General features: G+C 72.7%; 8 protein-coding genes. 3 read left to right on the top strand and 5 right to left on the bottom strand.

The window, feature by feature from the left end; translation table 11 throughout:
* On the bottom strand, positions 1 to 1,344 hold a 1,344-nt coding region (locus ACFV9T_RS07695; RefSeq protein WP_385437416.1), incomplete at its 3' end, for a type I polyketide synthase.
* Between the two features lie 217 nt (positions 1,345 to 1,561).
* Here ACFV9T_RS07695 and ACFV9T_RS07690 point away from each other — a divergent pair.
* Positions 1,562 to 2,530, top strand: a complete 969-nt coding sequence (locus ACFV9T_RS07690) for an endonuclease/exonuclease/phosphatase family protein (RefSeq protein WP_385437414.1) — start codon at positions 1,562 to 1,564, stop codon at positions 2,528 to 2,530.
* A gap of 134 nt (positions 2,531 to 2,664) precedes the next feature.
* Positions 2,665 to 3,264: a tellurite resistance TerB family protein gene (locus ACFV9T_RS07685; protein ID WP_385437412.1), complete on the top strand. Its 600-nt coding sequence runs from the start codon at positions 2,665 to 2,667 to the stop codon at positions 3,262 to 3,264.
* Between the two features lie 88 nt (positions 3,265 to 3,352).
* Here the strand turns inward: ACFV9T_RS07685 and ACFV9T_RS07680 are convergent, their stop codons facing one another.
* The 3 genes from ACFV9T_RS07680 to ACFV9T_RS07670 form a co-directional block, all read right to left on the bottom strand.
* Positions 3,353 to 4,141, bottom strand: coding sequence for a 2-keto-4-pentenoate hydratase (locus tag ACFV9T_RS07680; RefSeq protein WP_385437411.1), 789 nt, complete (start codon positions 4,139 to 4,141; stop codon positions 3,353 to 3,355).
* A gap of 117 nt (positions 4,142 to 4,258) precedes the next feature.
* A complete protein-coding gene (locus tag ACFV9T_RS07675; RefSeq protein ID WP_385437424.1) occupies positions 4,259 to 5,503 on the bottom strand; it encodes a PHB depolymerase family esterase in 1,245 nt (414 codons plus the stop codon).
* A gap of 216 nt (positions 5,504 to 5,719) precedes the next feature.
* The gene (locus ACFV9T_RS07670; RefSeq protein ID WP_385437409.1) at positions 5,720 to 6,970 is read right to left on the bottom strand and encodes an amidohydrolase; all 1,251 of its coding nucleotides are present in this window, start codon (positions 6,968 to 6,970) and stop codon (positions 5,720 to 5,722) included.
* Positions 6,971 to 7,252: 282 nt separating this feature from the next.
* Between ACFV9T_RS07670 and ACFV9T_RS07665 the strand changes: the two genes are divergently transcribed.
* Positions 7,253 to 8,137, top strand: a complete 885-nt coding sequence (locus tag ACFV9T_RS07665; RefSeq protein WP_385437408.1) for a hypothetical protein — start codon at positions 7,253 to 7,255, stop codon at positions 8,135 to 8,137.
* Positions 8,138 to 8,148: 11 nt separating this feature from the next.
* Here ACFV9T_RS07665 and ACFV9T_RS07660 read toward each other — a convergent pair whose 3' ends face one another.
* Positions 8,149 to 11,988 (bottom strand): WD40 repeat domain-containing protein, encoded by a 3,840-nt coding sequence (locus tag ACFV9T_RS07660; protein WP_385437406.1) that lies wholly within the window; start codon positions 11,986 to 11,988, stop codon positions 8,149 to 8,151.
* Positions 11,989 to 12,303 lie beyond the last annotated feature (315 nt).

Below are 12,303 nucleotides of genomic sequence, written 5' to 3'. Positions count from 1 at the left end.
GTCGGCCGGTGGCGCCTCTTCGACGATCACATGGGCGTTCGTCCCGCTCATGCCGAACGAGGAGACACCCGCGCGGCGCGGGCGCTCGCCGCGCGGCCACGCCCGCGCCTCGGTCAGCAGCCGGACGTTGCCCGCCGCCCAGTCCACCTGCGGCGTCGGCACGTCCACATGCAGCGTCTTCGGCAACACACCGTGCCGCAGCGACTGCACCACTTTGATGATCCCGGCCACGCCCGAAGCGGCCTGGGTGTGGCCCATGTTGGACTTGATCGACCCCAGCCACAACGGCTCAGCGCGGTCCTGGCCGTACGTCGCCAGCAGCGCCTGCGCCTCGATCGGATCGCCCAGCGTCGTACCCGTGCCATGCGCCTCCACCGCGTCCACATCGGCGGCCGACAGGCCCGCGTTCGCCAACGCCTGCCGGATGACGCGCCGCTGAGAGGGCCCGTTCGGGGCCGACATGCCGTTGCTGGCGCCGTCCTGGTTCAGGGCGCTGCCCCGGATCACCGCGAGCACCGGGTGGCCATGGCGCCGCGCGTCCGACAGACGTTCCAGCAGGAGGACTCCGGCGCCCTCGGAGCAGCCGACGCCATGGGCGCCCGCGCCGAACGACTTGCAACGGCCGTCGATCGCCAGGCCACGCTGTTCGCTGAAGTAGATGAACATCTCGGGCGTGGACATCACCGTCACCCCGCCCGCGAGCGCGAGCCCGCACTCCCCGGACCGCAGCGACCGCATCGCCATGTGCAGCGCGACCAGCGACGATGAGCACGCCGTGTCCACGGTCACCGCGGGGCCTTCGAGGCCCAGGGTGTAGGCGACCCGGCCCGAGACGATGCTGCCGCCGTTACTGCCGCGCGCGTAGTCGTGGTACATGACCCCGGCGAACACGCCCGTGGGAGTGCCCTTCAGCGACAGCGGGTCGATCCCGGCCCGCTCCAGCACCTCCCATGACACTTCCAGCAGTAATCGCTGCTGGGGGTCGGTTTCGGTGGCCTCGCGCGGGCTGATCCCGAAGAGCTGGGCGTCGAACTCGCCCGCGTCATGGAGGAATCCGCCCTCGCGTGCGGCAGTCTTGCCGGGTTTGCCGGGCTCGGGGTCGTAGATGTCCTCGACACCCCAGCCACGGTCGGCCGGAAACTCCGAGATCGCGTCCACACCACCGTCGACCAGCCGCCACAGCCCCTCGGGCGAATCCACCCCGCCCGGATAGCGGCACGCCATCGCGACGATGGCGATCGGCTCCCGGTCGCGGTGTTCCATCTCCGCGATGCGTTTGCGGGCAGCGCGCAGGTCCGTGGTCGCGCGCTTGAGGTAGTCGAGAAGCTTCTCCTGGTTGCCCACCACAGCCACCCCGGGTCGAAAAGGCGCCCGACACTGCGACGCGCGCTTGCCGGGAACGCTACGCAGGGTGATAAGGGGTCCCAACCCCTGATCGCCCCTAACGTGACCGCCGCCAAAGCGGCTCCGCAGCGACAGAACCTGATCCACCTGCCCGCTCGTCTAGGCGGGTGAGGCCAAGGAGACGAGGCGTCACGCTGACCGAGGAGAGAGGAAAGACATGGTGGAGCGGGCGGAGAGCGGCGACGGCGCGAGGCGCCGGTGGGGCTGGCGGCGGGGGCGGGTGCTCGCCGCGCTCGCGGTGCTGACGGCCGCGCTGCTGGCGTTTCCGGGGATCGTGCCCAACGCCGGGCTGCGGCTGGGCAGTCTGCTGGAGTCGTTCCTGCCCTGGCTCGGGCTGGCGGTCGTGGTGCTGCTCGGCCTGGCGCTGCTGCGCCGCTCGGCCACGGCGCTGGTGGCGCTGCTGCTTCCGGCGGCGGTCTGGGCGTACGTCTTCGGTCCGCTGTTCCTGCCCGGTGCGGAGCCCGCGGTGCGTGATCTGGTCGTGGTGCAGCACAACGTGAGCGACGAGAACACCGATCCCGAGGGCACGGCCCGTGCCCTGGCCGACGCCGGGCCCGATCTCATCGCGCTGGAGGAACTGGTTCCGCGGGCGCTGCCGGTCTACGAGAAGACCCTCGCCCGGGAGTACCCCTATCACACGGTCCACGGCACGGTCGGGCTCTGGTCCAAGCATCGGCTGAGCGGCGCCCGTCAGCTGGACATCAAGCCCCGGGCCATCACCGAGGACTGGAGTCGCGGGCTGCGGGCCGTGGTCCACACGCCGCGCGGCCGGATGGCGGCGTACGTCGCGCATCTGCCCTCGGTACGGGTCGGGGCGGGCGGGCTCGGGTCCGCGTGGCGTGATGAGAGCGCCGGTCTGCTGGGCAGGGCGGTCGCCGCCGAGCGGGTGAAGAGCGTGCTTCTTCTGGGTGATCTGAACAGTACGGTCGACGACCGCGGGCTGTCCCCTCTGACCTCACGGCTGAACGTGGCGGAGCGGGGCTTCGCGTTCAGCTTTCCGGCCGCCTTCCCGCTGGCCCGGATCGATCAGGTCATGGCCCGCTCGGCGACCGTGGGCCACATCCGCACCCTGCCCGCCACCGGCAGCGACCACCTCCCGGTCACGGCGCGGATCACCCGGGGCTGACGCGCGGGCTTTACGTCTGCTTTGCTGTTCGGGAACCCGGTCGCCGTCAGGAGCGTTCACCTGAGGCAGACCGCGAAGCAGCGCGACAAACGAGCAGAACCGGACAAGCAGCAACAGAAGCCGAGGTGGCACCGATGGCAATGTGGGACCGGCTCAAGGACCAGGCCAAGAACCTCCAGCAGTCCCAGGGCTCCCGGGGAGGGGCCGGGCACGGGCAGGGGCACGGCTCCTTCGGGCAGGGGCAGCACGGCGGCCACGGGTCCGGCTCGTCCTCCGGCTCGTCGTCCGGCGGCTCCAAGGCCCAGTTGGTCGGGCTCCTCAAGTCCCAGCTCGCGTCGGTCAAGACCGAGCTGAAGAGCGGCGCCTACCGCGATGCCACGATGGCGATGTGCGCGCTGGTGGCCGCGGCGGACGGGCATGTCGAGCCCGCGGAGCGGCAGCGCGTCGAGGAGCTGATCACCACCAACGACGTCCTGCAGAACTTCCCGGCGGACCAGCTCCGCCAGCGGTTCAACAAGAACCTGGACCAGCTCATGGCCAACTTCCAGCTGGGCAAGACCCAGGTGATGCAGGAGATCGCCAAGGCGGCCAAGAAGCCGACGGAGGCCCGCGCGGTCATCCAGACCGGCATCGTCATCGCCGGGGCCGACGGTTACATCGAGCCGTCCGAGCAGCAGGCCATCCGCGAGGCCTGCGCCACCCTCGGGATCTCGCCCACGGAGTTCGGAATCTGAGCCGCACGCAGGCCCCGGTCAGCCCGGGGCCTGCGGCCCGCACCCACCGCACCCCTGGGCGGGGAGGCCGGGGAGGGCCCTGGTGGCCTCAGGTAAACGTCACCGACACCGGCCCCAGGCCGCTGAAGCGTGCCTCGATCCGCTGGCCGGGGCTGACGAACGGGGCGGTGGTCATGGTGCCGGGCAGCACCACGTGCCCCGGCTCCAGCGCGGTGTCGAAACCGGCGAGAGTGTTGGCCAGCCAGGCGACCGCGGCGGCGGGATGGCCCAGCACCTCGCGGCCACTGCCCGAGGCGACCCGCTCGCCGTCGACCACCAGGTCGACCGAGACGGCGGCCAGGTCGGGCGCCTCGGCCAACGGCGTCCAGGCGCCGCACACCAGCCCGGCGGCGCTCGCGTTGTCGGCCACCGTATCGGCCAGGGTGATCTTCCAGTCGCGGATCCGGCTGTCGACGATCTCCAGGGCCGGAGCGACCGCCTCGGTGGCGTCCAGGACGTCCTCGACGGTGACACCCGGTCCACTCAGCGGCTCGGCGAGGCGGAAGCAGATCTCCGGTTCGATGCGCGGGGCGCAGTAGCGCGCCGCGCGCACGGCACCGCCATCGGGGTGAACCATATCGTCCAGCAGATGGCCGAAGTCCGGCTCGTCCACGCCGAGGAGCTGCTGCATCGCCACCGCGGTAAGACCGACCTTGTGGCCGACGACCGTGGCACCGGCGGCCAGCCGCCGCGCGATGTTGTCCCGCTGGACGGCGTACGCGTCGGCCACGTCCAGTCCGGGCATCAGTTCCGCCAGCGGGTCGATCGGCGCCACGTGCCGCTCGGCGTCCCGCAGCAGCCGTCCGGCGTCCTCGCGCTGTACGTCGGTCAGGGTCATCCCGCGCTCCTCGTCGCCATGCGGCTCGCCGCATCGTGGACGAGCCGCGCGTGCAGTTCGCTGCGACAGCGTAGGTGGTGAGGGTGCGCCACGGCGTACTCGTCCGCCCCGAGGACGTCAGGTACAGGTCTTTCCGTTGAGCGTGAAGGCACCCGGAGCGCTGGTCGTACCCGTGTGGTTGGCCTGATAGCCGATGGTGACGTTCGCGCCCGGGGCGAGTGTGCCGTTGTAGGCGGCGTTGGTGGCGGTCACGGCTCCGCTCGACGGGCTGTACGTGGCGCCCCAGCCGCCCGTGATGGTCTGGCCGGAGGGCAGGGTGAAGCCCAGCTGCCAGCCGCTCAGCGTGGTCGTGCCCGAGTTGGTGACGGTCAGGGACGCGGTCAGGCCGGTGCTCCAGGCGCTGGTGGTGGCCGACACCCGGCAGGCGCCCGGCTGGGGCTGGGGCGCGGGGCCGTTGCCGTCCAGGCCGAAGAACGTGATCACACGGGCGGCCATTCCGCTGGTGACCAGGTTGTGGCCGACGCCCTGCAGGCTGATGGCCTCGACGGCGGCCCGGTCACCGGTGGAACCGTAGCGGGTGCGGGTCCAGCCGGACTGGGGCGAGTCGGTGCGGGCCGGGGTCTGGCTCACGCCGTGGACGTTCGTCCACTGTTTGATCTCCTCCCCGAAGTTGGGGTAGCGCAGGATGTCGTCCTGCGTGCCGTGCCAGAGCTGCATACGCGGCCGGGGCCCGCTGTACCCCGGGTAGGCGCCCCGGACCAGATCGCCCCACTGCTGCGGGGTGCGGGTGATGGTGCCGTTGGCGCACTCGCTGTTCCACTCCGACCCGTTGGTGGTGGCGAAGCAGGCGAACGGCACACCGGCGAACGCGGAGCCCGCCGCGAACACATCGGGGTAGTCCCCCAGCAGCACATTGGTCATCATCGCGCCGGAGGAGGTGCCGGTGGCGAAGACCCTGCTGGTGTCGGCCGAGTAGGTACGGGTCACCCAGTCGACCATGGACTTGATGCCCACCGGGTCGCTTCCCCCGCCACGGCGCAGCGCCTGCGGTGAGGACACGTCGAAGCATTTGCTGCTGCGGGTGACGGACGGGTACACGGCGATGAAGCCGTACCGGTCGGCCAGCGAGGCGAACTCGGTGCCGGAGTACATCGCGGGCCCGGATCCCGTGCAGTAGTGCACGACCACCACCACGGCCGGGTTGGGGGCGACGTTGTCCGGGACGTACAGGTACATCTGGAGATTGCTGGGGTTGGTGCCGAAGTTCTTGATCTCGGTCAGTGCCGCGGTGGGGGCCTTGGCCGCGCCGGGGGCCTCGGTGGCGGCCGTACGGGCCGAGGCCGTGGGCGCGCCCAGCAGCATGACCGCGAGTAACGAGGCCAGCGCTCCGGCGAGGGTGACGAGCACCGAACGCCGTGGGCTTCGCGGGGTGGTGCGGGTCGATGGGGACACGTCCTCATCCCTTCCTGATCGCGGTTACGGATCGTTCCCGCGCAGGACCGCCGCGGGCGCGGCAGCATCGTGGCATGAACACGACCGCCATGGAAGCGCTCCCACAGCCCCGCCTCCGGCTGTCGGCTACCCCCGGATCAGCGAGGCGAGGATGTCGATCGCGGTCGGGATCGCTTCCTCCGCGATGTCGAACGTCTCGCTGTGGTGCGGCCCCGGACTGCCCGCGCCGACCATCAGATAGGCGCCCTTGCCCCCGCGCCGCTGGACATGCCGGATGAGCAGGTTGGCGTCGTCGCTGCCCGCGAACGCCCGGGTCCGGATGACCTCGGTGGACTCGTCATGGGCGGTGGCCACCGCCACGATGCGGTCGATCATCTCGTCGTCCGGTGTGACGGTGGCGGACTGGCCCATCACCGCGACGCTCGTCCGGACCCCCTGCGCCAGGCCCGCCCCCTCCACGATCGAGCGGACGCGCTCGACCAGCTCATCGACCACCTCGTCGTCGGTCGCCCGGACCTCGCAGGTCATGGCGGCGGAGGAGGGCACGATGTTCACCCCGTCCCCGGCGACGAGCGTGCCGACGTTGAGCCGGGTGTCCACGGAGTTGAAGCGCGGGACGCCCATGATGCCCAGCGCGGCCGTGGCGGCCGCGAGCAGCGCGTTGCGGCCCTGTTCCGGCGCACCGGCCGCGTGCGAGGCCTTGCCCTCGAAGTCGACCTTCAGCTTGCGGGTCGCCAGGCCGCCGGTGAAGCTCCCGACGACTCCGCCCACGGCCATGTCCCCGGCCATGTGCAGGGCGAGCATGTGGTCGATCTCGTCGGCCACCCCGGCGTCGATCATCGTCTGCGCGCCCCGGACGCCCTCCTCGGCGGGCTGGAACAGGATCCGCAGGGAGCCCGCGAAGTCGCGGTCCGCCAGCCGGTGCAGCAGGCCGACACCGATGGTGGCGTGGGCGTCGTGGCCGCACGCGTGCATGGCGCCGTTGGTCGCGGCGAACCCGTTCGCCACCGGGAAGTGGGCGGCATCGGCCGATTCGCGCATCGGCAGTGCGTCGATGTCCACGCGCAGCCCCCAGCGCGGCCCGGGGCGGGTGCCCTCGATGTCGGCGACCAGCGCGGTGCCGTTCTCCCGGAAGTACCGGACCCGCTCCTCCGGTGCACCCGAATCGACCGCGCGGGCGGCCCATTCGTCCAGGGTCTCCGGGGACGGGAAGTTGACGACGCGGGAGAGATCCTGGGCGGCCTTCCCCGTGAGGACACGTATCGGCAGCCCCTCGATGGCTTGTTCGATTCGGGCCGCCGTGCCGATCTCCACGAACGCGGGCTCCGCGTTCCGGTGCAGTTCCCTGCGCAGCGCGACGAGCTGTGCGAAGTCCACCAGTGGTCCCCTTTCCCTCAGTGTTCTCTCGGTGTTCCGGCCGCCCGTTCGGCCGCCTGGCGCCGAGGTTAGACGCCTCGGCCACGGCGATCGACGGCCGCGTACCGCCTACCGGGAAAGCCGGAGTTGTTCACGGCCGGAAGAGGGTGACCGAACAATCGCGGACCGCGTTGAACTGGGCCTGCGGCGCCCCAATCCGGCCCGCGACAACCGCATCACAGCAACGTGATCACTGGCACGGAGAGAGGTCGTTGGATGTTCACGAGGGGGAGCGCCGCCGTCGTGGCGGCAGGACTGGTACTGGCCCTCGGCGGCTGCGGCGGCGGGACGGACGGGAAGGCCGACGCGCCGGAGAAGGCGGCGGCGGACAAGAGGTCGGCCAAGCCGACGCCGCCCCGTCCGCCGTCCAGGGAACTGGTGAAGTGGGTCGGCGGCCTGTGTGAGTCGACGCGTGCGATCAAGGAACTGCGGACGGACAGCACGACGGATCTCAAGGAGATCCGGAATCCGGACGAGGAGCTGTTCGCCGACGCCCGCGCCACCGGGTACCTCATCGACACCCAGATGACGGTGGACGACGTGGACCAGAGCCTGAAGGGCCTCGGCCCCTCCGGTGTCCCCCTGGCCGACCGGCTGCTCGACGCCTGGCAGACGAAGCTGAAGCGCGTCGTGCCGCGACTCGACGAGATGTCCCCGGCGGACCTCGACGTCGCCGCGGGCGATGCGACGGACATCGACAAGCTCGTCCAGTCCCTCACCTCGCCCCAGCCGGACCTGGCCGCGCTGGCGAAGAAGGACGCGCGGCTCGCGGCCGCGCACGGGCGCGCCGAGCAGTGCGCCCCCGGCTGGAAGCCCGCCGAGAAGTCGGCCTCGCCCTCCCCGGACCCCACGCCCACCGGCCCGCTGCCCAAGGCGGCGGACGGCACGAACACCGCCGCCTGTTCCGACGGCAGGTGCGAGGTTCTGGTCACCTCCTCGGCGGACATCACGGCGAACGGGATGAGCGTGCATGTCACCGCCGGGGACAACTCCGTCACCTTCCAGACGGCGAGCACCATCATGAACCTCGGCGGCCAGGGCGGCGTCGCCAAGTTCGGCGACACGCTGAAGGCGACGGTCGTCGCGCAGAACAAGGACGGCGCCGTGCTGAAGTTCACCATCCCCTAGCGGGCGCCCTTTCAGCGCCCCTCGCACACCTTCCGGTAGCCGAGTCGCGGCAGGTGCTCCTCCCAGGTGGCGCGGGTGAGGACACCGCCGGTGCGGTCGCAGACGGAGCCCGCCGCGCGGTCCGCGTCCAGGGGCCACACCCGGGCCGTCAGGTCGTAGCCGACGGAGGTGAGGGCGTCGCCCTTCGGGCTGAACGCCACGGAGGTGACGGTGTCGAGATGGCCGGTGAGTTCCCGCCCGGCCATCTCGGCATGGGCCGGGTTGGCCACGTTCCACAGCCGCACCATGTGGTCGCCGCCGCCGGTCGCCAGGGTCTTCCCGTCCGGGGCGAACGCCACGGACCTGACCGGCCCCCGGTGTCCGGCCAGCTCCCTCCCCAGCTGAGGTACGTGGTCCGGCCGTGCCACGTCCCACAACCGCACCGTGCGATCGTCGCCGCCCGTCGCCAGGGTCTTCCCGTCCGGGGCGAACGCCACCGCGTTGACCTGCTGGTCGTGCCCGGTGAGCGCGGCACCAGCGGGCCGTGGCCGCTCCCCGGCGCCCACGTGCCACAGCCGCGCCGTGCCGTCCTCGCTGGCGGTGGCCAGGGTGCGGCCGCCCCGCGCGAAGGCCACGGAGGTGACGGCGTCCGTGTGGCCGCCCGGCGGTGCGCCGAGCGGCCGTACGCGGCCCGGCCGCCGTACGTCCCACAGCCGCACCGTGCCGTCGCCTCCGCCGGTGGCCAGCCTGCGGCCATCCGGGGCGAACACGACAGCGGGGACACCGCCGTCGTGCGCGTCCAGCGGCTCGCCGAGCGGGACGGGACGTTCGGGCGCGGACACGTCCCACAGCCGTACGGTGCCGTCCTCGGAGCCACTGGCCACCGTACGGCCGTCCGGCGAGAACGCCACCGCCGCGACCGCGCCCTCGTGGCCGAGCGTCCGGGCGATCCGGCGCGGGCGGTCCGGTCGTCGTACGTCCCACAGGCGGATCAGCCCGTCATCGGTGCTGGCGACGGCGAGCAGGCGGCCATCGGGGCTGTAGGCGGCGGCGGTCAGCGGGTTGGTGAAGTCGGTGAGGACGGTCGGTGGCCGGTGCCAGAGGCGGACACTGCCATCGGCTCCGGTGCTGGCCAGGGTGCGGCCGTCGCGGCTGAAGGCCACCTCCCACACGGCCTCGGTGTGGCCGGTCAGCGGCTCCCCGAGCTGCTCCGGCCAGCCGGGGTTGGCCACGTTCCACAGCAGGGGCGCATCGTCCTCGCCCGCCGTCGCCAGGGTCTCGCCATCGGGGCTGAAGGCCACCGACATGACGGGCGCGGTGTGCGCGGTGAGCGGTTCGCCCAGTGGCTCGACACGGCCCGGGTCGGACGCGTCCCACAGCCGTACGGTCTCGTCGAAACCGCCGGTGGCCAGCGTCCGGCCGTCCGGGGAGAAGGCCACCGTCCAGACGGACGAGGTGTGTTCGCGCAGCGGCTTGCCGAGCGGGGCGAGCCCGTCGTCCCCGCCGGTCCGCCACATCCGTACGGTCCCGTCGTAGCCGCCGGTGGCCAGGGTGTCCCCGTCCGGGGCGAACGCGACGGCGCGGACACTGCCCTGCTCGGACCCGTCCGCCTCGGCGGGCTCGCCGAGTGGCGCGGGGCGGGCCGGGTCGCTCAGGTCCCACAGCCGTACGGTCCCGTCGTCGCCCGAGGTGGCGAGCTTCCGGCCATCGGGGGCGAACGCGGCGGACACCACGTTCTGCTCGTCGTGGCTCACCAGCGGCCGTCCGAGGGCGCGGGGCCGCGAGCGGTCGCTCACGTCCCACAGCCGGATGCCACCGTCCTTCCCGGTGGCCACCAGCAGATCGCCGCCCCGAGGAGAGAAGGCCACCGCGCCGACCCCGCCCGTCCGCAGCCGCAGCGGTGCGCCGAGCCGCCTGCCCCGGTCCGTGTCCCACAGCCGGACCGTGCCGTCGTGGCCACCGCTGGCGAGGGTGCGGCCATCGGGCGCGTACGCCACCGAACTGCCGATACCGGCGTGGCCGGGCAGCCGGGTGGCCAGCGCCCGGCCCGCGTCCGAGGCCAGCCGGGTCCGCAGGTCCGGGGTGGTGCGCATGCGGTACGCGGCGACATCGAGCCGGGCCGCCAAGCCCGCGTCGGTCTCGCGGACGCTGTCGGCCTCGGCGGTGAGACGGCCGAACACGGCGTCGTCCCGTTCGGCCTGCGCGGTGGCGCGCGCCTGGAGGGCGACGACGGCGGTACCGGTGGCGAGCAGCACCAGCGCGGCGAGTACGGCCACCACCGTACGGCGCAGTCGCACGGCGCGGTGGCGGCGCCGGAGCGAGAAGGTGAGGAACTGCCGTTCCAGCGGGGTGAGTTCATCCCCCCGGCGCGCCTCGCCACTCTCCCCCGCCGGGCTGAAGGCGTCGCGGGCGGCGGACAGCCGGGAACCGGCGTAGAGCGCGGCGTTCTCCTGCCCGAGCGTCTGCCAGGTGCGGGCCGCCTCGGAGAGCGAGCGGTGCACCCGCAGCCGGTCGCGTTCGGCGTCGATCCACGCACGCAGCCGGGGCCATGCCGTGATGAGGGCTTCGTGGGCGAGGTCCACCGTGCCGTCGTCGAAGGTGATGAGACGCGCCCGGACCAGGCGCTCCAGGACCACCCGGGTGTCCGCCACGCCGCCGAAGTCGAGTTCCGAGCGGTCGGTGGGACGACGCGTGTCCGGAGTCCCGTCGCCAGGTGCGACGAGTCTGAGCAGGATCCGGCGGGCCACCTCGGCCTGCGGCGCGGTGAGTTCGCCGTACACCTGCTCGGCCGTGCGGACGACGGCGCCGCGCAGCCCGCCCGCCGCCTCGTACGCGGTCTCGGTCAGGGAGCGGCCGCTGCGGTGGCGCCAGGTCTCCAGCAGGGCGTGCGACATCATCGGCAGTCCGCCCGGGGCGCCCTCGACCTCGTCCAGGAGGCGTTCGGTCAGGGAGCGTTCCACGATCAGGCCGTCGGCGGCGGCCGGGCGGACGATGGCCTCGCGCAGCTCGGCGCGGCTCATCGGCCCGGCGAGCAGCGTGGCGTCCTGCAACGCGGCGGTGAGGCCGGGGTGTTCGGCGCAGCGGCCGAGGAAGTCGGCCCGCACGGCGATGACGACACGCAACCGGCTGTCGGGGGCGGTGGCGGCGATGAGGCGGTTGATGAACGTGTTCCGGTCGGCCGGATCGGCGCCGAGGGTGTACAGCTCCTCGAACTGGTCCACGATCAGCCAGGTGTCGGCGTCGGTGCCGGGTACGGGCAGCAGCCGGTCGGCGTGGGTGCGCAGCGGGTCCGCGCCGGGTGTGAGGATCCGTACGGCGGCGGGCGGCACCTCGTCGTCGGAGGCCGTCCGCAACCGGGGGATCAGGCCCGCGCGGAGCAGCGAGGACTTGCCGCTGCCGGAGGGGCCGAAAACGGCGGTGAAACGGTGCTTGCGGTTCAGCTCGACCAGTCGTTCCACGAGCCGGTCGCGGCCGAAGAAGAGTTCGGCGTCGCCCGGTTCGAACCGGGTCAGGCCACGGTACGGCGGCCGGGCCGTCTCGTCGGCGGCGGCCTCGGCGGCCAGCTCGGCCGACGCCTCGCTCCAGCGCCGCTCCCACTCGATGAGGTCGCCGCCGCACGCCTTCACATAGGCGAGCGCCACCGCGCGGGTGGGCAGCTGCTTCCCGGCCGCCGCCTGCGACAGCGTGGTCACCCCGTACCGGGTCCGCTGCGCCATCGCCCGGTACGTGGGCCTCCCCGCGGACTCGCGCAGCGCGCGCAGCCCGGCGGCGAACCGCGGCACCGTCCCGGCCTCCGGATCCAGCTCGCCCTCGGTCCGGCCCGGCCCCGCCCGTCCCGGCTCCGCTCGTCCCGGCCCTGGTCGTCCCGCCACGTGCCCGCCCGCCCCTCGCTCGCCGTGTCACCGCCGGGCCATCACCCAACGCGGCCACTCGGGCGCCCACGGTAGGCAGTCGCCGGGGTGGCCGCAATCGAACTACCGGTGTTCCCGAGGACGGTGCAAGGGACGTTCACCTCATCTTCACGCTCTTCCCGACCCGTTCGCCCGGTCCGCGCGCCCGGGTTGTTCGGTGCGGGGCGGGGCCCTGCCGAACAACCCCGTACGGCGGTCGAATACCCGAGGGACGTGGCTTGGACGGGCCACGGCGCGGTCCGAACCCCACGAGGGAGGGGTTCGGGCCGCCCCGGT

Origin of the sequence: Streptomyces sp. NPDC059850, assembly GCF_042731515.1 — a bacterium.
GTDB lineage: Bacteria > Actinomycetota > Actinomycetes > Streptomycetales > Streptomycetaceae > Streptomyces.
This window is presented reverse-complemented; position numbering and strand designations above follow the sequence as displayed.